General features: G+C 66.2%; 22 protein-coding genes, 1 tRNA gene and 1 riboswitch. Of the genes, 9 read left to right on the plus strand and 14 right to left on the minus strand.

Annotated features, from left to right (window positions below; all coding sequences use genetic code 11):
• Position 1: 1 nt before the first annotated feature.
• The 5 genes from AC07OX_RS20525 to AC07OX_RS20545 form a co-directional block, all read right to left on the minus strand.
• Positions 2-1030 carry a hypothetical protein gene (locus tag AC07OX_RS20525; protein ID WP_495261701.1) on the minus strand — a complete coding sequence of 343 codons (1029 nt, stop codon included), beginning with the start codon at positions 1028-1030 and terminating at the stop codon, positions 2-4.
• Positions 1031-1563: 533 nt separating this feature from the next.
• Positions 1564-1800: a hypothetical protein gene (locus tag AC07OX_RS20530; RefSeq protein WP_495261702.1), complete on the minus strand. Its 237-nt coding sequence runs from the start codon at positions 1798-1800 to the stop codon at positions 1564-1566.
• Positions 1801-1900: 100 nt separating this feature from the next.
• Positions 1901-2113: a hypothetical protein gene (locus tag AC07OX_RS20535; RefSeq protein ID WP_495261703.1), complete on the minus strand. Its 213-nt coding sequence runs from the start codon at positions 2111-2113 to the stop codon at positions 1901-1903.
• A gap of 333 nt (positions 2114-2446) precedes the next feature.
• Positions 2447-2620, minus strand: coding sequence for a hypothetical protein (locus AC07OX_RS20540; RefSeq protein ID WP_495261705.1), 174 nt, complete (start codon positions 2618-2620; stop codon positions 2447-2449).
• Positions 2620-2943: a hypothetical protein gene (locus tag AC07OX_RS20545; RefSeq protein ID WP_495261706.1), complete on the minus strand. Its 324-nt coding sequence runs from the start codon at positions 2941-2943 to the stop codon at positions 2620-2622. The genes AC07OX_RS20540 and AC07OX_RS20545 overlap by 1 nt, the downstream gene beginning before the upstream one ends.
• Before the next feature lie 922 nt (positions 2944-3865).
• Between AC07OX_RS20545 and AC07OX_RS20550 the strand changes: the two genes are divergently transcribed.
• A complete protein-coding gene (locus AC07OX_RS20550; protein WP_495261707.1) occupies positions 3866-4246 on the plus strand; it encodes a hypothetical protein in 381 nt (126 codons plus the stop codon).
• Here AC07OX_RS20550 and AC07OX_RS20555 read toward each other — a convergent pair.
• From AC07OX_RS20555 to cysS, 6 genes are all read right to left on the minus strand, one after another.
• Positions 4214-4306: transfer RNA gene (locus tag AC07OX_RS20555), tRNA-Ser, on the minus strand. The genes AC07OX_RS20550 and AC07OX_RS20555 overlap by 33 nt on opposite strands.
• Positions 4307-4333: 27 nt before the next feature.
• Positions 4334-5602, minus strand: coding sequence for an aspartate kinase (locus AC07OX_RS20560; protein WP_495261708.1), 1269 nt, complete (start codon positions 5600-5602; stop codon positions 4334-4336).
• A 55-nt stretch (positions 5603-5657) separates the two neighbouring features.
• A complete protein-coding gene (gene tilS, locus AC07OX_RS20565) occupies positions 5658-6635 on the minus strand; it encodes a tRNA lysidine(34) synthetase TilS (protein WP_495261709.1) in 978 nt (325 codons plus the stop codon).
• 20 nt (positions 6636-6655) lie between these two features.
• Entirely contained in the window at positions 6656-7636 is a 981-nt protein-coding gene (locus AC07OX_RS20570) for an acetyl-CoA carboxylase carboxyltransferase subunit alpha (protein ID WP_056582036.1), read from the minus strand.
• Between the two features lie 157 nt (positions 7637-7793).
• Positions 7794-8465, minus strand: coding sequence for a DNA-3-methyladenine glycosylase family protein (locus AC07OX_RS20575; protein ID WP_095745035.1), 672 nt, complete (start codon positions 8463-8465; stop codon positions 7794-7796).
• Positions 8462-9838 (minus strand): cysteine--tRNA ligase, encoded by a 1377-nt coding sequence (gene cysS, locus AC07OX_RS20580; RefSeq protein WP_495261710.1) that lies wholly within the window; start codon positions 9836-9838, stop codon positions 8462-8464. The genes AC07OX_RS20575 and cysS overlap by 4 nt, the downstream gene beginning before the upstream one ends.
• Before the next feature lie 196 nt (positions 9839-10034).
• Here cysS and AC07OX_RS20585 point away from each other — a divergent pair, with 196 nt between their 5' ends.
• From AC07OX_RS20585 to AC07OX_RS20610, 6 genes are all read left to right on the plus strand, one after another.
• Positions 10035-10625 carry a tetratricopeptide repeat protein gene (locus AC07OX_RS20585; protein ID WP_062480948.1) on the plus strand — a complete coding sequence of 197 codons (591 nt, stop codon included), beginning with the start codon at positions 10035-10037 and terminating at the stop codon, positions 10623-10625.
• A 97-nt stretch (positions 10626-10722) separates the two neighbouring features.
• Positions 10723-11319: a peptidylprolyl isomerase gene (locus AC07OX_RS20590; RefSeq protein ID WP_082818298.1), complete on the plus strand. Its 597-nt coding sequence runs from the start codon at positions 10723-10725 to the stop codon at positions 11317-11319.
• 27 nt (positions 11320-11346) lie between these two features.
• Positions 11347-11859, plus strand: coding sequence for a peptidylprolyl isomerase (locus tag AC07OX_RS20595; protein WP_070060416.1), 513 nt, complete (start codon positions 11347-11349; stop codon positions 11857-11859).
• Positions 11860-11884: 25 nt separating this feature from the next.
• A complete protein-coding gene (locus AC07OX_RS20600) occupies positions 11885-12661 on the plus strand; it encodes a UDP-2,3-diacylglucosamine diphosphatase (RefSeq protein ID WP_495261711.1) in 777 nt (258 codons plus the stop codon).
• A gap of 14 nt (positions 12662-12675) precedes the next feature.
• Positions 12676-13467, plus strand: a complete 792-nt coding sequence (locus AC07OX_RS20605) for a M90 family metallopeptidase (protein WP_495261712.1) — start codon at positions 12676-12678, stop codon at positions 13465-13467.
• A 231-nt stretch (positions 13468-13698) separates the two neighbouring features.
• Complete coding sequence (locus AC07OX_RS20610) at positions 13699-13992, plus strand: GYD domain-containing protein (RefSeq protein WP_070060413.1); 294 nt, start codon at positions 13699-13701, stop codon at positions 13990-13992.
• A 73-nt stretch (positions 13993-14065) separates the two neighbouring features.
• Here the strand turns inward: AC07OX_RS20610 and AC07OX_RS20615 are convergent, their stop codons facing one another.
• The 3 genes from AC07OX_RS20615 to AC07OX_RS20625 are packed head-to-tail and all read right to left on the minus strand — an operon-like array spanning position 14066 to position 20917.
• The gene (locus AC07OX_RS20615; protein ID WP_495261713.1) at positions 14066-16906 is read right to left on the minus strand and encodes a DUF349 domain-containing protein; all 2841 of its coding nucleotides are present in this window, start codon (positions 16904-16906) and stop codon (positions 14066-14068) included.
• Positions 16903-17085, minus strand: coding sequence for a hypothetical protein (locus tag AC07OX_RS20620; protein WP_492745561.1), 183 nt, complete (start codon positions 17083-17085; stop codon positions 16903-16905). The genes AC07OX_RS20615 and AC07OX_RS20620 overlap by 4 nt, the downstream gene beginning before the upstream one ends.
• Before the next feature lie 10 nt (positions 17086-17095).
• Positions 17096-20917 (minus strand): DUF748 domain-containing protein, encoded by a 3822-nt coding sequence (locus AC07OX_RS20625; protein ID WP_495261714.1) that lies wholly within the window; start codon positions 20915-20917, stop codon positions 17096-17098.
• 713 nt (positions 20918-21630) lie between these two features.
• Here AC07OX_RS20625 and AC07OX_RS20630 point away from each other — a divergent pair.
• Positions 21631-22491 carry a lytic transglycosylase domain-containing protein gene (locus tag AC07OX_RS20630; protein WP_062481551.1) on the plus strand — a complete coding sequence of 287 codons (861 nt, stop codon included), beginning with the start codon at positions 21631-21633 and terminating at the stop codon, positions 22489-22491.
• A gap of 49 nt (positions 22492-22540) precedes the next feature.
• Positions 22541-22667, plus strand: a riboswitch (ZMP/ZTP riboswitch).
• Between the two features lie 38 nt (positions 22668-22705).
• Positions 22706-23950 (plus strand): serine hydroxymethyltransferase, encoded by a 1245-nt coding sequence (gene glyA / locus AC07OX_RS20635; RefSeq protein ID WP_307693835.1) that lies wholly within the window; start codon positions 22706-22708, stop codon positions 23948-23950.
• The last annotated feature ends 13 nt before the right edge of the window (positions 23951-23963 follow it).

Raw genomic sequence — 23963 nt, forward strand, 5'->3', positions numbered from 1 at the left:
CTCAACCTCCGAAAATCAGTGCGCGCGCAAGGATCGCCGCGCCGATCAAGACGATGGCCTTAACCACGTCGTACACCCAACAGGGCACCGTAAGGTCAGCCATGCCCCAGTCGTGAAAGCCCGCCATGTCGAGTGGGATAGTCCAACTGGGGCAACTGCCCCCAGCAATGCCGGTAGGCAGTAGCTGACTCGGCAGGCTGAAGAGCTGAGACTGCTTTAGCTGTGACTTCTTTTCGTTCCAGATACCAACCAAGCCATCCGGATACTTGCGTTCATAGAGCTTTGGGAGTGCGCCCAGAGGCGTGTCCACCGGCGCTGTCTCCTCCTCATTCGCTCCCGGCTCGGCCTCGACAGGCGTTGTCGTCGTAGTAGTAGTCCCCGTCTGGACGTTTGAGCTGTTGAAGTGATTCGTCGTCGTGACATTCGACGTATTCGTAATCTGATTGCCGTTGGTCGTGAAGTTGTAAGTGGTGCGCGACACATCACGGGTGCCATCAGCGTTTTGCCTGACGGTCTCACGCCCCTGAATGGACGACGGCCCAGTAATAGTCGGATTAGGAAAGGGAATCTCACCACCACGCGCTAGCGTCTCTCCCCATACTCGCGGATCGGGCCTGACCTTGCCAAGGCGTTCAATCAGATCGTCTCGACCCACCACGACCTTCGGCAAGTTCGCGCCCGACACACAGCCATTCGGCGTGATGTACCAGCCTCCGGGACAATTGCTTACTGCGTCGCGATAGATCGGGCTCGACGCGCCGTTGAAGCTAACCACTACAGTGCCATCAAGGTTGAAACCCGTAGGCGCTGTGCACTGTGTGATCTGCGCATCGGGCGCGTTGAACCGCGTCCGGATCGACTCTACGAAAGCCTGACAGGCCTGCTGCGTCGTCTGGTACACGCCCCCCGGTGTCGCTCTCAATCCCACCATGTACCCGTCAGACTGCGGCCAAGAAGGGTCAGCATCGGGACGCTCGACATTACCCGTCTCCGGATTACGCGCCATGCCCCCTCTTTCGAGCCAATTCATGATGTACGGCGAAGCGGCGGCAACACCACTAGCCACTCCGCAAACGCCAGCCGTCGCAAATGCACATACGACGCCAGCAGCAACAGGCGCAACAGTGCCCCAAGGAATAGAAAAACTACCAGACGCTGGGTAGCTCACCTTCCCGTCCGACCCGCCAACGATAAATTTCCCATTGAAGTTAATGCCCGCCGTTGGACCCGTAGACGACGGGGGGACACCATAGTTTCCCGCCTCTGTCCAACCACCGTAATTGGGCGAGATCGGGATGGTGCTACCACCGCTGTTCACCGGAGGAGCTCCAGGCGTGACCGTGGTCGTACGACCAGTCTGGGTAATGCCAGCACGACCGATATTGCCGCTGTTGATCGGTGCCGCACCAGCAGACACAGCAAGCAGCAACGACAGAAGAGGAAATAGAGCCCTCATTGCGCCGCCCTCACACCCAGGACGAACGCAATGCCGCTAGCGGTGCCAAGGGCCAGCACTGACGCCCAGAACACCAACACCAAAGCACCGCTAAGCATGACGACCCCTTAGGCCTTGCGAACGAGGCGCTTGGCGAGGTCCGGACCCTTGTAGGCCACGGCAATGCCCACGATGAGCAGGCCGCCAGCGATCACCTTTGCCGACACGCCCGAGAAGTCCACGGCATCGAAAAAGGCGTCCCACGGACTGGTTTGCGCGAACGCGGGCGAGGCCAGCAGTGCACCACCGACGATGGCAACAGCACGAGCGTAGCCATTGGACAGAACGGTCTTGATCTTGTTCATGAGAACATTTCCTTTAGAAAGCGGTGTCCCGAGAGATTCGGGGTTGCACCCGGAGGCCGACGACGTTTCACAACGCTGGCCGGCTACCGGCTAAAACCACTCACGCCTTCCGTATCAACCCAAGCACCACGCCAAGCACATAGCCCAGCATGAATGCGGTCATCACCCCACCAAAGCCCATCGCGTAGACCTTCAGGAACATCTCAGGGGTGACCCCCATCGATGACAGGTCCACCGTCTCAGCGAACGTCACGGCCTGCACGCTTTCCGGTGGGCATGGCGTCGCATCAACAGTGCACACGAGGTAACGCATCACCCCTCCTAGCCGAACAACTCGTCCAGGCGAGCGACATACGCGCACTCGGGGCACTGCGCAGCACCATCGAGCCCATCGATACTTTCCCAGTCCTCATAGCGGATATCCGCATCGCAACCGGGGCACTCCATGTAGACGTCAAGACCATGGTCATCGTCATGCATAGCGACCTCCTACGAGGTGTTCCGAAAAATTCGGGATTGCACCGGAAGACCCTCGGCGTCTCACGACGTTGGAGGGCTATCCACTGAAATCACTTGAAGAGCTTGAACAGAAGACCGACGAGCCGCGATGCGATCGCGCCAACGACTCGACGGAAGAAGTAGCGGATCACAACTCGACCCACTGCATGAGGGGCACCCGGGCGTGATTGCGACGGCGAGCGCGCTCAATGCGCATGCGGCGCTCAGCGTGCTCGCTGGACCACCACGCGAAGGCGCAGAAGCCCAGCCCGAGCAGCAAGCCAAGCAGTGCAGCGGCCATGACGTGCTCGGGGGTGAACATCAGGCCCCTGCCTTCGATTGCTGTGGCACGCGCGCTTGAGCAGGCATGAAGCCCGTGAGCACGGACACGATGTCGCCCTTGGACTCACCCCAGTCGGCGACACGCAGGGAAAACGTTGCGGCAAAGAGCCCGACCTTCACCTGATCGCGCAGCTCGGGAAGGATCTGATCGCTACGCAGCGTGCCGACCGTAACCACCTCGTTCTTGTCGTTGCGCAGCACACAGCGAGCGGCGAAATGGGTGTACTTGTTTTGCGTGCGCTTCGAGACACGCTCCTCGTTCTCGACGGCGAGGACTTCGATGATGGAACTGAATTGGGACATGTGGTGCTCCTAGATGACCGCGTTTCGCGGCAAGACTCTGGCGACGTGCCAGCCGGAAGCCCTCGGCAAGAGGGCTACGAGCTAGCGAGTCGCGGACTTGCGTACCCGGGCCTGCTGCCTCTTTTCCTGTTGCTCCCGCTCGAATCGCCACATGGCGTAAGCAGCCGAAGGAATCGCGGCGAACCCCGTGCAACCGCCACCGTCACAGCGCCAGCCCAGCCAGCTACGGCCATCGATACGAGCGACACGATCACGACGAATACGCGGCTTCACGGCGGCCATCACCGATCCCCCCCTTCGGCCTCAAGCCACACACGCAGGCGTTCAGCACGCTCACGTCGCGCGGAATCGAGATGCTCAGAGCGATACGGGCACTTCAAACAGAAGTCAGCCTCATCAACATCCGCGTAGTCACACGCGCAGTACATGGGCTCGTGGATCGGCAGAGGGAAGAACGGCAACTCCGTGGCCATCACCCACGACTCCCATAGCCATCGGCCATGACCCAACGCACGGGAGTCCCGTACCCACACGACACATGCGAACCAGTCGGAACGAACGCTGGCGCATCGAGCGCACAGCCGTACACCTGCCAGTCGCTACCCCAATCGCCCTCCCAACCACCGTGCAGGTGATCACCCGCAACACGGCGAAAGAGCGTGAAAACCCCATCGAACTCCGGAGGGGTGTCCACCCCCACCCCGGGCTCAGCAGGAGCCGGCAAGCTCAGAACCGAGCCGTTAGCCGAAGCAGGTGGGGGAGGACAGAGGGGACGTTGCGCGAACGCAGCGAAAGAGATTTGGTGCATGCCGGCTCCTGTGGACGGAACCGCTGCTTCTGGCAGTAGCCCTTTCGGGCGCGGCTCCTAAAATGAGCAATCTGCAACCTATAGCAAACTGCAACACCCCAAGCATAAATCACCATGTCGCAACTTGCAACACCCCTTACTGTCGCCGAGCTGATTGAAGCCGCTGCTGCTGTCGCAGGTAGCCAAGTCAAGCTTGCCGCCCTACTGGAAACGACCGCTCCCACGCTGATACAGATGAAACAGGGAAAGCGCCCATGTAACTGGCGAGTGCGAGGGAAGCTACGGGCAGTACTAGGCGAAGACCCAACGCGGGCATTCATTGCCGCGATGGCGGAAGACCTTGAGCAGTCCGAAAACGCGGACGAAAAAAAAGCCGCCGATGGCTTCAGAGCCATGCTGGCAGCATTCCCGGAGCAAGAAAAAAGCCCCGCCGATCCAACGATCAACGGGGCTTCTTCATTTTGGCGGAACCGGAGGGATTCGAACCCTCGATGAGGCTCTACACCCCATACTCCCTTAGCAGGGGAGCACCTTCGGCCACTCGGTCACAGTTCCTGAAAGCAACCGCAATTATGCCATTACTTAAGCGCTCGGTTGGTCCAGATCGAACGCTTTATGCAGTGCGCGCACTGCCAATTCCATATATTTTTCGTCGATCACGACCGAGGTCTTGATTTCGCTGGTCGAGATCATCTGGATGTTGATCCCCTCTTCGCTCAACACACGGAACATCTTGCTCGCCACACCCACGTGGCTGCGCATGCCGATGCCCACGATGCTGACCTTGCAGATCTTGGTGTCGCCCACGATTTCGGTGGCGCCCAGCGAGGGCATCACCTTCGACTCGAGCAGTTCGACCGTGCGCGCGAACTCGTTGCGATGCACGGTGAAGCTGAAGTCGGTCTTGCCGTCCTTGCTGAGGTTCTGGATGATCACGTCGACCTCGATGTTGGCGTCTGCCACGGCACCGAGGATGTGGTACGCGATGCCCGGCTTGTCGGGCACGCCGAGCACCGAGATCTTGGCTTCGTCGCGATTGAATGCGATGCCGGATACGACGGCTTGTTCCATGTTTTCGTCTTCCTCGAAAGTGATCAGCGTGCCGGACTTGGCCTCTTCATTGATGTCGATGTCCCATGCGGTGAAGCTCGAAAGCACACGCAGCGGCACCTTGTACTTGCCGGCGAATTCCACCGAGCGGATTTGCAGCACCTTGGAGCCCAGGCTGGCCATCTCGAGCATCTCTTCGAAGCTCACGGTGGTCAGGCGGCGCGCATCGGGCTCGACACGCGGGTCGGTGGTGTAGACGCCGTCGACGTCGGTGTAGATCAGGCACTCGCTGGCCTTCATGGCCGCCGCGATGGCCACGGCCGAGGTGTCGCTGCCGCCACGGCCCAGCGTGGTGATGTTGCCTTCGTCGTCCACGCCCTGGAAGCCGGTGATGACCACGACACGGTCGGCCGCGAGGTCGGCGCGCACCTTGGCGTCGTCGATGCTCTCGATGCGGGCCTTGGTGTACGAGTTGTCGGTGCGCACCGACACCTGCCAGCCCGCGTAGCTCACCGACTCCACGCCCTCGGCCTGCAGCGCCATGGCCAGCAGTGCCGACGATGCCTGTTCGCCGGTGGAGGCGAGCATGTCGAGTTCGCGGTGATAGGCCACGCCGGGTTTGCCCGGGGAGAGCTCCTTGGCAAGACCGAGCAGGCGGTTGGTTTCGCCGCTCATGGCGCTGGGCACCACGATCATCTGGTGACCCGCACGCGCCCATTTGGCGACGCGCTTGGCGACATTGCGGATGCGCTCGGTCGAGCCCATCGACGTGCCGCCGTATTTGTGAACGATCAATGCCATGGATGAAATCAGAGAAAGATAAAGGGCCGCCTGGAAAGCGGCGCCCTGCAAGCCGTCAGAGCGAAGTCTTCAGCGAGGGCGGGGCATTGTACCAATGCAGCCGCTCTCCCCTGCGCTCGGCGAAGCCCGCGCCCACCTTGAGGTGGATGCGGTGACCGCGCGTGGTGCAGGCGCGGACCTGGTCCAGCAGCTGGTCGAGCTGCGCCGCGCTCGGAGCGCAGCCGTGCGACTGCATCAGCCAGTGGCGCAGCACGTTGGCCTGCCGCGCGCGGGACAGCGCCTGCAGCGGCCGGATCTGCGGCGGCCCGCCCACCGCGGCAAGGTCCTGCGCGGCCAGTTCGCCCAGCAGCTGCTGGGCCTGCGCCGCGTGGCCGATGCTGCGGGCGAAGGTGGCGCGGAACTGCGGAAAGGCTTCTGCCAATGCAGGCAGCAGCACGGCGCGGATGCGGTTGCGGGTGTAGCGCGCGTCGGCGTTGCTCGGGTCTTCGATCCACGGCAACTGCTGCTGCGCCAGCCAGCTGCGGATGTCGGCCGCCGGCACCGCGAGCAGCGGCCGATGAATGTTCAATCCGTCGCGCACCGCATGCGCCGGCATGGCGGCCAGGCCCGGCAGGCCGGCGCCGCGGGACAGCGCCAGCAGCAGCGTCTCGACCTGGTCATCGGCATGGTGCCCCAGTGCGATGGACGACACCGCGGGCCGCGCGCCATCGGCCTGCGCCATGGCGGCATACGCCTGGTAGCGCGCACGGCGCGCCGCATCCTCGGGACTGTCGCCCGACGCGTGCCGTGCGTCGACCCGGTGCGTCACCAGCGGCACGCGCAGGCGCTCGCAGACCTGCGCGCACTGCCGCTCGAAGTCGTCGGCCGCCGCCTGCAAGCCGTGATGCACATGGAAGGCGATCACCTGCCCCGGCCATCGCGCCGCGCAGGCCGCGAGCAAGGCGGTCGAATCCGCGCCGCCGCTGAAGCCGATGGCCAGCGGCAGGCTCGCCGGTTCGAACGCGGCCATGGCGCGTTCGAAGGCTTCGCTCATGATGGAAAAGGGAAAGCCGCTCAGCGGCTGTTGTCGGCCTTGGTGTCGTTGAACCGGCCGTAGCTCTGCAGGCGCTCGTAGCGACGGTCCAGCAGTTCCTTCGTCTTCAGATCGCTGACCTGGCGGAAGGCGTCGTTGAGCGCGCGCTTGAGGAACGCGGCCATCTGGCGATGGTCGCGGTGTGCGCCGCCGACGGGTTCGTTGACGATCTTGTCGACCAGGCCCAACGCCTTCAGGCGGTGCGCCGTGATGCCCAGGGCATCTGCGGCTTCCTGCGCCTTGTCGCTGGTCTTCCAGAGAATGGACGCGCAGCCTTCGGGGCTGATCACCGAGTAGATCGAGTACTGCAGCATCACGAGCTGGTCGCCGACCGAAATGGCCAGCGCGCCGCCCGAACCGCCTTCACCGATGATGGTGACGATGATGGGTACCTCGAGCTGCGCCATCTCGAAAATATTCCGGCCGATGGCTTCCGACTGGCCGCGCTCTTCGGCGTCGATGCCGGGGTAGGCGCCGGGCGTATCGACGAAGGTGAACACCGGCAGCTTGAATTTCTCGGCCGTCTTCATGAGACGCAGCGCCTTGCGGTAACCCTCGGGCTTGCTCATGCCGAAGTTGCGCGCGGTGCGCTCCTTCGTGTCGCGGCCCTTCTGGTGACCGAGCACCATGCAGGGCACGCCGTTGAAGCGCGCCAGGCCCCCGACGATCGACAGGTCGTCCGAGAAATGGCGGTCGCCATGCAGCTCGACGAAGTCCGTGAAGATTTCGTTGACGTAGTCGAGCGTGTACGGGCGCTCCGGATGCCGTGCGATCTTGGTGATCTGCCAGGGCGTCAGGTCGCTGTAGATGTCCTTGGTGAGCTGCTGGCTTTTCTTGCCGAGCTGATCGATTTCTTCCGAGATGTCGACCGCCGATTCGGTCTGTACATAACGCAGTTCTTCGATCTTTGTTTCGAGTTCAGCAATGGGCTGCTCGAAGTCGAGGAAGGTTCGTTTCGCCAACGTCTTCTCCTGTTTATTTCATCAATTGACCGGCCATCCGGCTCTTTTGCATTTATTCCAGAAACACCGAGGAACCGGCTTTGCCGGGCCTCCGGTGTTGCCCCCTCGAAGGGGGTTGGCGAAGCGACACGAAGTGCGCGAAGCCTGGGGGTGATCCTTAGTAAACGACCGGCACGGGGTCCAGCGATCGCCAAATATACCAAGTCGCCACGCTGCAATACGGCGCCCAGGCCACGGCGACATCGCGGGCATCGCTGCGGCTGACCGGGTCGCCCGAAAAATAGTTCACGCTGATGCCGTTGAGCAGGCCCTGGTCGTCGACCGGCAGCACGTTCGGGCGCATCAGGTGGAAGATGAGGAACATCTCGGCGGTCCAGCGGCTGATGCCGCGGATGGCCACGAGCTCTTCGATGATGAGCTCGTCCGACATGTCTTTCCAGCGGTCGACGTGCACGGTGCCTGAATCGAAATGCAGGGCCAGGTCGACCAGGTACTCGATCTTGCGCGCCGACAGCCCGGCGCCGCGCATGTCGTCGACCTTGAGCTTGAGCACGTTGGCCGGCGTCAGCTTGCGCGGCAGCGCCGCGAACTTGTCCCAGGTCGACTGCGCGGCCTTCACCGAGATCTGCTGGCCCACGATGCTGCGCGCCAGCGTGGTGAAGGCGTCGCCGCGCGATTCGAGGCAGGCCTCGCCGAACTTCGGAATGAGCCGCTTCATCACGCGGTCTTTCTTGGCCAGGTGCTTGCAGGCTTCCTCCCAATAGTCCGGCGTGTAGATGCGCACGCTGGTCTGCTGGGTGGCGGGTACGGGGTTCGTCGTTCCGTTCACTGTGCAGCCGCCCAGGTCGTTCCCGTGGGCGAATCCTTGAGCACGATGCCCTGCTCGAGGAGTTCCTGGCGGATGCGATCGGCTTCGGCGAAATTCTTCGCCGCCTTGGCCGCCGCGCGTGCATCGATCTTCGCCTGGATGGTGGCTTCGTCGAGCGTGGTGCCCGCTTGCAGGAACGCTTTCGGATCGCCTTGCAGCAAGCCCAGCGTGCCGGCCAGCGCCTTGAGCAGGCCCGCGGTGTCTGCGGACTTCGTGCGATTGACTTCGCCGGCCAGCTCGAACAGCACGGCGATGGCTTCGGGCGTGCCGAAGTCTTCGTCCATCGCCGCCTTGAAACGCGCCGCGTGGGGCTGCGTCCAGTCGATGGCCACGGTCGCGGGCGCCACCAGGTCGAGCGCGGTGTACAGGCGCTTGAGCGAGTTGCGCGCGTCGTCGAGGTGCGCGTCGCTGTAGTTCAGCGCGCTGCGGTAATGCGTGCGCACGAGGAAGAAACGCAGGCTCTCGGCGTCGTACTTCTGCAGCACTTCACGGATCGTGAAAAAGTTGCCCAGGCTCTTGGACATCTTCTCGTTGTCCACGCGAACGAAGCCGTTGTGCACCCAGAAACGCGACAGCGGCTTGCCGTTGGCGCCTTCGCTCTGCGCAATTTCGTTCTCGTGGTGCGGGAACTGCAGGTCGGCGCCGCCGCCGTGGATGTCGAAGGTCTCTCCGAGCGTGGCGCAGCTCATGGCCGAGCACTCGATGTGCCAGCCCGGGCGGCCGGTGCCGAAGGGGCTGTCCCACTTGGCGTCGTCGGGCTCGGTCGGCTTGGCGGATTTCCAGAGCACGAAGTCGAGCGGGTCCTGCTTGCCGTCGAGCACCGCGACGCGTTCGCCGGCATGCAGTTCGTCGAGCGACTTGCCCGAGAGCTTGCCGTAGCCCGGGAACTTGCGCACGGCGTAGTTCACGTCGCCGTTGTCCGAGCGGTAGGCCAGGCCCTTGCGCTCCAGCGTCTCGATGATGCCGAGCATCTGCGGCACGTATTCGGTGGCGCGCGGCTCGATGGTCGGCGGCTCGATGCGCAGCGCACCGATGTCCTCGTGCATGGCCGCGATCACCTCGTCGGTCAGCGCGCGGATGGTGATGCCGCGCTGGACCGCGCGGGCGATGATCTTGTCGTCGATGTCGGTGATGTTGCGCACGTAGGTCACGGCATAGCCGCTGGCGCGCAGCCAGCGCTGCACCACGTCGAACGCCATCATCATGCGGGCGTGGCCGATGTGGCACAGGTCATAGACGGTCATGCCGCACACGTACATGCGAACCTGTCCAGGTTGCAGGGGGGAGAAATCCTCCAATTCACGCGACAGCGTGTTGTAGATGCGCAGACTCATGGGACTCGGAAAGCGTTGATTCGCGCACGTGCGGTACGGGCGAACAACGGTGTATTTCAGGGGTGACGGGGGGCGTGGCTACGAGGGGTTCGACGTGGCCCCTCGGCTACAATGCGACGCAGTATAAACGGCTGCCGCCGCGCAGCATCCGGGTGTTCTCCAGGCCCCCGCTCTCCCCCAATCCTGCCGAGGCTTCATGAAGCACGCCGCGTTCTCCAGACTCCCCATCGCCTTTGCACTGCTGTTCGGTCTGTGGGGCTTCGCCGCGCACGCCAACGACTACGACGACGTCAACCTCCTGCTGCGCCAGGGCAAGTCCGCCGAGGCGCTGGCCAAGGCCGACACCTACATCGCCGGCAAGCCGCGCGACCCGCAGATGCGCTTCCTGCGCGGCGTGATCCTCACCGAGCAGAACAAGACCGCCGACGCGATCACCGCGTTCACGCAGCTCACGCAGGACTTCCCGGAACTGCCCGAGCCCTACAACAACCTCGCGGCCCTGTACGCGTCGCAGAGCAAGTTCGACCAGGCCCGCGCCGCACTCGAAACCGCGCTCAAGCTCAGCCCCAACTACGCCACCGCGCACGAAAACCTCGGCGACGTGTACGCGCGCCTGGCGGCCCAGGAATACCAGCGCGCCCAGCAGTTCGCCACCACCAACGCGAGCGTCGCGCCCAAGCTCGCGCTGATCCGCCAGATCTTCACGCCCAAGGCCGCGGCCGATGCGGCCGTGCTGCCGGCCGCGCCGCCCGAAGTGCGCAAGCCCGTGGGCCGCACGACCAAGTAACAGCCTCTTGCAATCCGGCGGTGCGCACACAGTTGCCTCCCAACCTGCGCCAACGCAGGCCCACCGCCCTCCCCTCCACCCGCACACGGAGCCTCATTTGACGACCTCTGCACTTTCCCGTTTCAGCCGCCGCGGCGCCCTCGCACTGGCTGCGGCCCTGGCCTTCGGCGCCGCCGCCGGCGCGCACGCCCAGCAGGCCGCGCCGCGCGTCAAGCTCGCCACCTCGGCGGGCGACATCGTGGTCGAGCTCGATGCGGCCAAGGCCCCCAAGACGGTCGAAAACTTCCTGCAGTACGTCAAGGACAAGCACTACGACGGCACGGTGTTCCACCGCGTCATCGACGGCTTCATGATCCAGGGCGGCGGCTTCACGGCCGACCTGCAGCAAAAGCCCACGCGCCCGCCGATCCCGCTCGAGGCCAACAACGGCCTGAAGAACGACAAGTACACGATCGCGATGGCCCGCACCGGCAACCCCAATTCGGCCACCTCGCAGTTCTTCATCAACGTGAAGAACAACGACTCGCTCAACGCGCCCAACCCCGACGGCTACGGCTACACCGTGTTCGGCAAGGTCGTCGCCGGCACCGACGTGGTCGACAAGATCCGCGCCGTGCAGACCGGCAACAAGGGCGGCATGCAGAACGTGCCCGTCGAAACCCTCACCATCAAGTCCGCCACGCTGGCGAAGTAATCCCGTTTCCGAAGAAGGAGCTAACTCATGAGCAACCCCCAAGTCGAACTGCACATCAAGAACTACGGCGTCATCACGCTCGAACTCGACGGCGTGAAGGCACCGAAGTCGACCGCCAACTTCATCGAGTACGTGAAGAAGGGCCACTACGACAACACGGTGTTCCACCGCGTGATCCCCGGCTTCATGGTGCAAGGCGGCGGTTTCGAGCCCGGCATGAAGCAAAAGCCCACCGGCGCCGAGATCGAGAACGAAGCCAACAACGGCCTCAAGAACGCCAACTACACCGTGGCCATGGCCCGCACGAGCGCACCGCACTCGGCCACCGCCCAGTTCTTCATCAACGTGGCCGACAACGGCTTCCTGAACCACACCGCCCCCTCGGCCCAGGGCTGGGGCTACGCGGTGTTCGGCAAGGTCACGGGCGGCACCGATGTCGTCGACAAGATCAAGGCCGTGAAGACGGGCCGCAAGGGCTTCCATGACGACGTGCCCCTCGAGGACGTCGTGATCGAAAAGGCAGTCGTCACTGTCGAGTGATGCACCTCAGGCACGGCGCAGCGGCATGACCCCGGTGGCGAACCCGGCTTTCTCCGAGCTGGTGGCGCCGCCCGCGTGGCGCACCGTCGACCTGATTTCCGACCTGCACCTGCAGGCCAGCGAGCTGGCCACCTTCGAGGCCTGGCAGGGCTACCTGCAGACCACGCCGGCCGATGCGCTGGTGATCCTCGGCGACCTGTTCGAGGTGTGGGTGGGCGACGATGCCGCCGACCAGCCCGGCTTCGAGGCGCAATGCGTCGAGTTGCTGCAGCGTACGGCGCAGCGCATGCCCGTGTTCTTCATGCACGGCAACCGCGACTTCCTCGTCGGCAAGGCCTTTGCCGCGCAATGCGGTCTCACGCTGCTCGACGACCCCACCGTGCTGGTGCTGCACGGTGAACGCTGGCTGCTGAGCCACGGCGACGCCCTCTGCCTCGAAGACACCGACTACCTCCAGTTTCGCGCCCAGGTGCGCACGCCCGAATGGCAGGCCGCGTTCCTTGCGCGCCCGCTGGAAGAGCGCCGCGCGCTTGCCCGCGCCATCCGCGCACAGAGCGAAGACCGCAAGCGCGATCCCTCGACCCTCTGGGCCGACGTGGACGCCGACGCGGCCCGCCAATGGCTGCAACACGCGGGCGCCAGCGCGCTGATCCACGGCCACACCCACCGCCCCGCGGTGCACGACCTGGGCCATGGCCTGCGTCGCATCGTGCTGAGCGACTGGGACGTTGCGGCTCATCCGCCGCGTGCGCAACTGCTGTGCCTGTCGGCCGCCGGCGCACAGCGCGTCGACCTGCGCTAGCCGCACCGCCACCGATGTTCAAGTGGCTGCGCCGGCTGCGCACCCTGCCCCCGATTCCCGACGCTGCCTGGCGCGCCACGCTCACGCGCTACGCCTTCCTGGGCGAATTGCCGCCCGCGCAGCAGCAACAACTACGCACGCTCGCGGCCGAGTTCCTGCGGGACAAGGAATTCCATGGCACGCAGGGCTTCATCATCACCGACGAGGTGGCGCTAGCCATCGCGGCGCAGGCCGTGCTGCCGGTGCTGCACCTGAAGGACGGGCTCGACTGGTACGACGATTTCGTCGGCATCGTGGTGCATCCGTCCGAGGTGGTGGCGCCACGCAAGGTCGTCGATGACGCGCTGGTCGTGCACGAGTACGAAGAGGTCGTCGCCGGCGAGGCGATGGACCAGGGCCCCGTCATGCTCAGCTGGCAGGACGTGCTCGCGAGCAGCGTCAGCAGCGAGGGCGGCTACAACGTCGTGATCCACGAGTTCGCCCACAAGATCGACATGCGCAACGGCATCGCCGACGGCTGCCCGCCGCTGCCGGCCGGCTTCATGGGCCGGCGCAGCGCGCGCGAGGCGCGTGCGGCCTGGATGGCCGTGCTGCAGCCGGCCTACGACGACTTCCGCGAAAAGACCATCCTCGCCGAGCGCTTCGGCGCCGAACCGCCCTGGCTCGACGACTACGGCGCGACCTCGATCAGCGAGTTCTTCGCGGTGGCCTGCGAGGCCTACTTCGTGAACCGGCCGAACTTCGCGCGGGACTTCCCGGCGGTGCTGGTTCTCTTCGATGCGTTCTTTCGGCCTACGCAGGCCTGACCGCCCCTCACATCTGGTTTCCTTGCTTGCGCGCGCGATCGCGGTCCGCATACCTCGTCCTGAGTAGGCGCTGATCGGGAGCGCCTTGCCTTTGCAGGCCCCCGGCGTAGCATCGCTGCGGCCATCGCCCTCCACAGCGTCGCTGCGCGCCTGATGACCTGGAGCGTCGCCATCGGGGGCGGCGTTGCTTCATGTGATTCGCCCCCGCGGATAACAACACAGGAGCAGAAAATGGTGACCTATATCGGCATGCTGAGCTTCACGGACAAGGGCATCCAGAGCGTCAAGGAAACCACCAAACGCGCTGCCGCCGCCAAGGAAACCGCCCAGAAGCTCGGCGTCAACATGCGCGAGATCTTCTGGACCATGGGCGACTGCGATGTGGTCTGCGTGCTGGAGTCCGAGGACGAGCAGGCGCTCTGTGCATTCAGCCTGGCCATCGCCATGCAGGGCAATGTGCGCACGCGCTCCCTGCGCGCCTATACCGCCGGAGAAATGGACAAGATCCTGGCCAGGCTGCCTTGAGCCGGGACGGGTCGACACGCATGAAAAAGCCCGCACGCGGCGGGCTCCTTTCACATGAACGCGCGCAGGCGCCTTACTTGCGCAGCAAGGCCTTCAGCGCGTTCTGCAGACGGCGCGCGGTGGCGGCGTCGTGCGCGGCGGCGAGCACCTTGCCGGCGTCCTGACCCCAGGTCTGGGCCGGCGTCGGATCGCCACGCTTCGTCAGCAGCTTGAGCTGCAGCGCGCGGCGTGCGTCGAGTTGCTCGGCGGGCGTCGGCACTTCAGCGGCCATCTCCAGACGCAGTAGCGCTTCGGCGGCATCGCTCGCGGCGGCCGTCGGTGCGGTACCCACGGCCTGCGACCACTGGGTGCGCACGGCCGGCGTCACGGCACGGCCCAGTTCCTGCACGCTCGGCAGGCGGGCGGCATCGCGCTGCTCCCAGGCGCCAAGCACCTGCGTGAGCGCTTCGCCGTGGGCCTGCGCGGCCAGCTTGCGCAGCGCCATATCGGCACGCTCGAGCGCCTCGCGCTGGGCGCGGAAGGCGGCATCGCCCAGACGCGGGCCGCGGTCTTCGCGTGGCGGACGGTCGCCGAAACGGCCACCGCCCGGTGCGCCGCGATCGCCACCACGGGCATCGGGACGCGGGCCGCCGCGGTCGTTCGGACGGCCGGGGCCGCCGGCTCCGGGGCGACCGCCGTCGCGGCGATCACCGAAGCGGCCCGTGCCGCGAGCGGCCGGTGCGGCTTCGGCCTTCTTGCTGCTGGGCCGGTCGTCGCCACGCATGGCGACCACGGGCTTGGGTGCGGGCTTCGGCGGCGCGGCCGGTGCGACGCTCGCAGCCTCACCGGCTTCGTGCGCGGCGCTGTCGCTGCGGGCCGAAGCATCGGCGCCGTCTGCGGGAGCGACCAGGTCGGGCGCGTCGGCCACTGCTGCCGCGGGTGCGGACGGCGTGGCTTCGGCATCGCTCGAACCCGGCGTCTGCTCGGCGCTTTCGCCGAACTCGGCCGCGGCCTGGCCGGGGGCTTCGACACCGGTGGCGCCGACCGAGGGGCCGTCGCTCGTGGTGGCGGGTGCCGGTGCGGGCACTTCACCGCGCAGTGCGGCTTCGAGGCCGGCGATGGCGGCGCGGATCTTCTGTGCGTCGCCGCCGGCATTGGCCGCGTCGAGCGCCTTGGAGGCTTCGAGCACATGGCGGTCGTGCTCGCTCATGGCGGCCGATGCCTTTTCGCGCTCGACCGTCTTGCGGTTGAAGGCTTCGTCGATGGGTGCGCGGAACGCGTCCCACAGCTTCTGTTCGTGGCGGCGGTCGAGCGGCACGCTCTGCGCCTCGTGCTGCCAGCGCTGCTGCAGCGCCTTCACGGCGTCGATGCGCAGCATCGGCTGGGCGCCCAGCTCAGTGGCCTCGGCGATCATCGCCTGGCGGCGTTCGACGCTGGCCTTCTGCGCGGTTTCGAACGGTGCGCGGGCAGCACCGAAGGCTTCGTTCCACAGCGGTTGCAGCTCGGCAAACACCTTCTCGCCCACGTGGCCGGCATCGCGCCAGCGGTCGGCGAACTGGTGCAGCGCGCGGTTGTGCGCCTTCAGGTCGGTGGCGCCGGCATGCGCGGCGGCCCAGGCCTTGACCTCTTCGATCAGCGCGACGCGCAGGGCGCGGTGTTCGGCGGCATCGGCACGCACCTTCTCGAGCCAGGCCTCGACGACCTTGTGGGCTTCGTTGCAGGCTTCGTCGAAACGCTTCCACAGCGCGTGGTTCGGCACGCCGCCCTGGTCGGCCTGCTTCCACTGGTCGCGCAGCGCGCGCAGGGTTTCCTGCATCTTGCGGCCACCAAGGGCCTGGCCTTCGGGGCGCTTGAGCAGGCCTTCGGCCTTGGCGACGAGGTCTTCGCGCACCTTGTCGGCGCTCCAGCGCTGCCAGCCTTCGAGTTCGCCAGCGGCGACCAGCGCGGCGTGCACGCGGGCTTCGAGCGGCGCGTCGACCAGCTTGCCGTGCTCCTTGAGCACGGCGCGCAGCGCAGCGGCGGCGCCGGCGCTGGCCTTGCCGTGGCCTTCGGCGGTTTCCTGTTCGAGCTTGGCGAGGGCGGCCTGCACGGCGTCTTGCGCCGCGGCGCGCACGGCCGGGTCGACCTTGGGTGCGGCGGGACGAGCGGGCGCGGCGGGCTTGGGCGCCACCACTTCGCCGCGCGCGGCGCGCAGTTCGTCGGCCCAGACGGGCACGGGCGGCAGCGGCGCGGCGGCATCGGCGGCCGCGGCCACGGCCTGCGCCAGTGCGCCGTGGAACGAGTCGGAGACCACGAGCAGCTGCGACTTGGAGGCTTCGAGCTGGGGGGCGAACTTGGCGTCGAGGCTGTTCCAGTTGGCGTCAGCCACGATGTCAGCGGCCTGCTGCTGCCAGTGGGTCACGTCGGCGCGCAGCGATTCCTCGGCGGCCTGGGCGTCCTTCCAGCCCTTGGTGGACAACACTTCAAAGCGCTGCGCCAGCAGGACGGCGGCTTCGCGGTGGACCTGCGCACGGTGCTGCAGGTCTTCGATGCCCTTGACGCGTTCGGCCAACTGGGCCTTCAGCCCGGCCAGCGGTTCGCGCGACAACGGCGCGCCGGCCTTGGCGGCGTCACGCTGCCAGGCCAGTGCGTCGGCGATGTTGAGCTTGGACTGCGCCAGCAGCGTTTCGGCCTTCTGCGCCCATTCGGCGGCGATGGCTTCCTGGCCCTTGGCGCGTTTGATTTCGTCGAGCTTTTCGCGCAGCAGGCGCGCGGCGCCCTTGTCGCGGCCGCTCAACTCCTTGAAGACCTCTTGCATCTGCTCGGACGAAGGGTTGCCCGCGAGCCAGTCGCGGATGCGCGCGGCGCGCTCGCCCGAGGTCGGCGCGGTGAAGGCGCCGCCGGTGAGCGTGTCGAGGGCCTGGAGGTCGTGTGGCTTGGAAGAAGTAGAGGTCACTGCGCGAAATCGTTGTCTTGGTAGAGAAAGCGAAGGCGCCGGCAAAGGCCGGCGCACATCGACATTTTCACCCAGTTGGCGAACAGCCCGCCGAATTCCGTGTCGGAACTGCGGCGCGCACCGTTCGGCGGGCTGAAAAGGGCCCGCAAGATATATGGCAAGGCGAGGCGAAAAGCCAAGCCCCGCCGGCTATTTCATGGTCAGGCTCAGCTCGGCGCCGGGCTTCCAGTCGTTGCCGCTGGCCGTGGTGCGCACGGCTCCCAGGAACAGGCGCTCGCTCGGCAGCTTCTGCGCCAGCAGGTAGTCGCGCACCACGGCGCCACGCTCGACGGCGAGCTGGCGCATCGATTCCTCGTCGACCGGCACGCTGGCCAGCAGCAGGTTTTCCATTTCCTTCACCGGCAGGTCCTTGGCCAGGCCGACCATGTTGCGCGGCTTGGTGATGTCGGAGCGCTTGTAGACGGCCGTGAGCAGCTCCGGGTACTCGGCATCGGTCACCGGCGCCACCTCGGTGCCGGTCTGGCCGCCGCGCACCGCGACACGGCGCTTCTCGGCCTGGGTCAGCTGGCGCAGGCGCTGGCGCTGGTAGGCGTCGCGCTCCTTCTCGAGGCTGGAAGTACCCACCACCGTCATCTGCAGCGTCGGCCGCTCGGCCAGGGCCTTCACGACCTTGTCCAGGCTTTCCTTGGCGCCGCTGCTGAGCGTGGAACTGCCAGGCTCGAAGGTGATGGCGCTCGAATCGCCGCTGCCGCCACCGCCCAGGCCGCCGGTCAGCAGGCTGAACGGCGCGGTCACGGCCTTGACGATCAGGTTGACCACCGCCTTGAAGATCAGCGGGCCGATGCTGAACTGCGGATCGTTGAGCGAGCCGCGCAGCGGCAGGTCGACATCGATCACGCCGTTGCGGTCGGCCAGCAAGGTCACGGCCAGGCGCACGGGCAGGCTGTTGGGCGCGCCGGCCACCTCGTCGCCGAACTTCAGCTGGTTGAGCACCAGCTTGTTGGTGGCGGTGAGCTGGCCGTCGGGCGCGATCTTGTAATTGACGTCCATGCTCATCTTGCCGCGCTCGATGCCGTGGCCCGCGTAACGCACCGAATACGGCGACAGCGGCGCCAGGTCGAGGTCGCGCATCTTGGCGGTGATGTCAAGTTCGAGCGGCTTGGCCAGCGGGTTGAGCTTGCCGGTGATTTCCAGCGCCGCGGTCTGCTGCGCCTTGCCGCGCAGCTCGAGGTCGGCCAGCGCCGGTCGACCGCCCTGCCCGTTCGGCGGGTTCGACGAGAAGGAACTGAGCTTGCCGGTCAGCTCGCTCAGGTCGGCCGAGTAGTTGGGCTTGACGAACAGGTCGGTGAAGTCGATCTTGCCGTTGACCAGGCTCATCGGACCGAAGTTGATGACGGGCGCCGGGCCGCTGTCGGCCGCAGGCGCGGCAGCCACGACGGGTGCGGACGCAGCCGGCGCAGGCTCGGGCGCGCCGCCGACCATGGCTTCGGCCGACACCGGCGCACCGCCCGAAGCCCGCTGTGGCGCCGAGGCGGCCGGCGCGCGGGTCGTGGTGGTCGTGCCACCCGGGCCCTTCTTGGTGCTGGCTTCGGTGGCGGCGGCCGCGGCGGCCTTCGAGGCTTCCTCGCCCTTCTTGGTCAGGCTCAGCAGGTTCAGGCGGCCGGTGGGGTCGACGATCACGCGGGCGAAGAAGTCGGTCAGCGTGGTTTCGCGCACGTCCACCGTCGGGGCCGCGTTGGGTGCGAGGCTGACCTGCAAGCCGCGCAGGCTCAGGGTCTTCCAGCTCAGCAGCTGGCTGTTGCCGCGGTCGAAGCCCGGCGACTGGGTCAGCGAGACGCTGTTGGCGCGGAAGTCGTCCAGCGCGGTGTCGCCGGCCAGCTTCAGGCTCATGCCGGCCGGCGCGCTCGCGTAGCGCACCGTGCCGCGGTAGTTCGCGAAGGCGCGGCGGATGTCGACATTGAGCGCATCGGCGTAGTAGGCCTTGAAGGCATGCGCCGGGAAGGACGCCACCTCGAGCCGCCCCTCGGCCGCCAGCGGCTTGAGCACGATGTTGCCCTTGTAGTCGAAGCGCCCCGGGTCCGCGCGGCGGCCCGCGCCGATGCGGCCCGACACCTGCAGCGGCGAGACCGTGTTGGTGTCGGGTGCGATCTTCTGGGCCAGAAGCTTGAAGGCCGTGACCTCGATCGCCACCGGCGCCGAGCCGGCCTTGTCCGCATAGGACAGGCTGCCGTTGTCGACCGCCAGCGTGCCCAGGGTCAGCGCCCAGGGCTTGGTGTTGGCGCTATTGGGGCGCGCCGCGCCGGCGTCGGCCGGCTTGGGCGCCGCCACCTTGGCGCCGCCGGCCGGGGTCTTCAGCCAGCGCTCGAACATCCAGCGCTTCTCGTTGTCGCGCTCGACGCTCACCTTGGGGTTGGTCGCGGTGAACGACGCGATGTTCAAGGTGTGCTTGGTCATGTCGACCTCGGCGTCGACCAGCTCGAAGCGCCCGACGCTGGCCAGCGCGGTCTTGGCCTGGGTCAGCGCCAGGCCGTCGGCGGCGAGGCGGCGCGCCTTGAACTTCAGGTCGGGCTGGGCCCAGGACACGTCGATCTGGCCGCTGAGCTTGCCGTCGAGCGTGGGCTCCAGGCTCTGCGCCAGGTACGGCGCGGCCAGCGACAGCGGCAGCGCCTCGACCTCGGTCTGCACGTCGGCGACCTTGTCGGTGGCATTGCCCTTGAACTTCAGCGTGGCACCCGCGACGGCGGTGCTGCCGTCGAACTGCGCGGGCTTTTCCATGGGCCAAGTGACGGCCGTGAGGTTGATGCCGAGGTCGGTGAGGTCGATGGCTGCAGCGGGCTTGACGGTTTCGTCGCGCCAGCCGACACGGCCGCCGTCGAGCGCGATCTTGTCGACCTGCACCTTGAGCTTGGGCTTCTCGGCGGCCGGATTGCCGCCCGGGGCGCTGGCGGCGGGCGCGGGCAGCGGCGCCGCCTTTTCGGCCGCGCCGGTCGCCGGGTCGGTGGCCATCAGGTTGAGCTGGCCGGCGGCGTCGCGCGCCACCACCAGCTGCGGCTTGGCCAGCGCGACCTCGCTCAGGTGGAACACCGACTCCAGCGGTCGCACGTCGGCCAGCGCCAGCTTGAGCGAGTCGAAGCCCAGCAGGTCGCGCCCGCGGGCGTCGCCCAGCTTGGCGCCGTGGGCCTCGACCGTGCCGGTGATCTTCAGGCCGATGGTGTTGGTCTGCTGGAAATCGATCTTCAGGTCGGCATCGAGGCTGCCGGCCTGCAGCTTCACCGGCAGGCCGCCGGGGATGTAGCCCAGGTACGGCACGAGGTCGAGCCCCTTGAACTGCACGTGGGCGTCGGTCTTGCGGCTTTGCGCGAACGGGGTCGTGAAGGCGGCCGAGTCGAACTGGCTGCCGTTGAGCGCAAAAGCCAGCTTGGGCTCGGTCTTGATCTCGCGCTTGGAGGCGAGGTTGCTCAGGAACGGCACGTTCAGCATGAAGCCGCGCAGCTCGTGCCGGCGCTTCACGGTCTGGTCGTCGAAGTCGACCGCGCCGTCCTTGATCGAGATGTTGTAGATCGCGAAGCGCGCGGGCTCGGCCTTCGGGTCGGGCGGCGGGCCCGAGGCCAGCTTGGCCAGGATGTCGTCGATGTCGTACTTGCCGTCGGCCAGGTGCGTGAGCAGCACCGCGGGTGCCTCGACCGTCACCGCGTCGATCACCGGCGCCAGGCGGAACAGCGATTGCAGTTCGGCGTCGGCATAGATGCGCTTGATGGCCACCTGCGGCTGCTTGCCGTCGGCGGTGGCGATGCGCAGGTCATTCAGTGCGAGCTCGAGCGTCCAGGGCTTGAAGTCGATCTTGCCGACGGTGACCTGCCGGCCCAGCTTTTCGCTCGCGATCTTCTGGAGCTGGCTCTTGGCGATCGGCGGCACCGCCAGCCACGCGATGACCCACAGGGCCAACAACACCAGCAACGCGACAACCCCACGCCGCACCCATTTGTTCTGTTTGATCGAAGCAGCATCCATCCGCAGAAGTGTGCCGCAAACAGATGCCAACAAAGTCTGCCGAAACGTGAATGCGTTCCCTTTTGGCGAGGCGTTGTGATGCCCACGCGCCCCTCGACAGGATCGGTAGGCCGAAAGTGTGAGCCCCACAAACAAGAAAGCCCGGTGAGTCGACGAAGTGTCTTGTCACCGGGCTTGATGGCGGGCTCAAAACCCATGCCATCGATTCGCGCGACCGGAAGTAATGGTTCCCGCCGTGCTGGCAGCAAGAGATTGCCGCCGTGGAGTCCTCCATCGTTCGAGTCCTTGACTTGCACCTCGGACTGCCTGACTTCGGAAAAACGCCTGAAACCTCAGGCCCGTCCAGATTAGGCGTCTCACCCTTCCTTTGCAAATCCCTTTTTCCAAGGGATTTCCCGTAGGCCCGTTCCCCTTGGCAGCCCCTCGGACGGGGGGATTCTTCAAGCACTTATTAACATATGGAACCAAATCCTTATGCTTGACCGTGTATTTAGCCACGATAGAATCCCGCCTGCCCTTGCTGCCGGACGCAGCAGGGCCTCCCTGAATCCGCTGCCGAATTCCACCGGCGTGATCAGGCCGCCGCGCTCCCTACCCCACACCCCCTCCATGCGCGGAGCCTGATTCGTACATACCAATCCAAGCGCCGCTGCCTTCATCCACCGCCCTTTCAGGCGCTGCATGCCAGGTGCCGCACAGAAAGGAAAAAAGCGATGAGCAAGGCGTTTGATGCCACAGCCCGCGGGCTACGGACCTTCGTGTCCGATGTGGCAGACGGCTTTTTTGAAATCACCCACAACGGGTTTGCGCTGGTCGGCCTGGCCATCGTGTTCGCGGCCCTCGCCCTCGTGGCGCGCCCCGACCTGCGCAAGACCGGCGAGGAACAACTGATGGGCTGGCTGCAGTCGCGCAAGCCCGCGCCCGAACCCACGGACCTCGAGCCGACCGCCATCGAGCGCACCACGGCCGCGAGCCCCGACGAGCTGCCCAAGCAGCAGGCGGCGGTGGCCTACTGGCTCAGCAAGAAGTACCGCGTCGCGGCCGAACCGCTGAGCGTGCTGGTCTCCGAGGCCTACCAGATCGGCAAGCGCACCAAGCTCGACCCGACGCTGATCCTGGCCATCATGGCCATCGAATCCAGCTTCAATCCGTTCGCGCAAAGCCACGTCGGCGCCCAGGGCCTGATGCAGGTCATGACGCGCGTGCACGGCGACAAGTACGAAAGCGCGGGCGGCACGCTCACCGCCTTCGACCCCGTGACCAACATGCGCGTCGGCGTGAAGGTGCTGCAGGAATGCATCGCCCGCGCCGGCTCGCTCGAAGGCGGCCTGCGCTACTACGTGGGCGCCGCCAACCTCGACGACGACGGCGGCTATGCCGCCAAGGTGCTGGCCGAGCACGAGCGCCTGCGCCAGGTTGCCGCCGGCCGCGCGCCGTCGACGATGGTTGTGCCGCCGCCGACCACGGCGCGCGCACAGCCGATCCCGGTCGTGGCACCGGCCAAGCCGGCTGGCGAAGAGCCCGCCACCGGCAGCGAGCCGGCCAAGGTCGCCCTGCTCTCCGCAGTTTCCTGAGGCCTTGCCGGCCCTCCCGGCCCGGATGCGTGCGGGCCTGCGCTACACTCGGCCTGTACGCGACTGGCGATAGGCGCAGCACCCTGAAAAAGGTGCCACGCGCTGACGTGGAATACCACTGGGAAGCGTGCCGCCTGGCCACAACAGGCGTTCAGCCGTTCGCCTGGGCAGCCCTTGTTTGGTTGAACAAGGACCTCGTCTTCAAAGGACTGCCATGTACCAACGCAATATCCTGGTCGAACAGACCGATCCCGAAATCTGGGCCGCGATTCAAGCCGAAAACGCGCGCCAGGAACACCACATCGAGCTGATCGCCAGCGAGAACTACGCCTCGCCGGCCGTCATGCAAGCCCAGGGCTCGCAGCTCACCAACAAGTACGCCGAAGGCTACCCAGGCAAGCGCTACTACGGCGGCTGCGAGCACGTCGACGTGGCCGAGCAACTAGCCATCGACCGCGTCAAGCAGATCTTCGGTGCCGACGCCGCGAACGTGCAGCCGCACTGCGGCGCCTCGGCCAACGAAGCCGTGATGCTCGCCTTCCTGAAGCCCGGCGACACCATCATGGGCATGAGCCTGGCCGAAGGCGGCCACCTGACCCACGGCATGCCTCTCAATATGAGCGGCAAGTGGTTCAACGTGGTGAGCTACGGCCTGGACGCCAACGAAGCCATCGACTACGACGCGATGGAACGCAAGGCGCATGAGCACATGCCCAAGCTGATCATCGCGGGCGCCTCAGCCTACTCGCTGCACATCGACTTCGAGCGTTTCGCCAAGGTGGCCAAGGACGTCGGCGCGATCTTCATGGTCGACATCGCCCACTACGCCGGCCTCGTGGCCGCGGGCGTGTACCCCAACCCGGTGCCGCACGCCGACATCGTGACCTCGACCACCCACAAGAGCCTGCGCGGCCCGCGCGGCGGCATCATCCTGATGAAGTCGCAGCACGAGAAGGCGATCAACAGCGCCATCTTCCCCGGCCTGCAAGGCGGCCCGCTGATGCACGTGATCGCCGCCAAGGCCGTCGCGTTCAAGGAAGCCCTGACGCCCGAGTTCAAGGCCTACCAGCAACAGGTGGTCAAGAACGCCCAGATCGTGGCCGACACCCTCACCGCGCGCGGCCTGCGCATCGTGAGCGGACGCACCGAAAGCCACGTCATGCTGGTCGACCTGCGTTCCAAAGGCATCACCGGCAAGGAAGCCGAAGCCGTGCTGGGCGCCGCCCACATGACGATCAACAAGAACGCGATCCCCAACGACCCGGAGAAGCCGATGGTCACCAGCGGCGTGCGCATCGGCACCCCCGCCATGACCACGCGCGGCTTCAAGGACGAAGAGGCCCGCATCACGGCGAACCTTGTGGCCGACGTGCTCGAGAACCCGCGCGACGCGGCGAACATCGACGCGGTGCGCGCCAAGGTCCACGCCTTGACGAGCCGCTTCCCTGTCTACCGTTGATTTCGTAATCAGA

Source organism: Variovorax sp. GW821-FHT09D07, assembly GCF_059416345.1.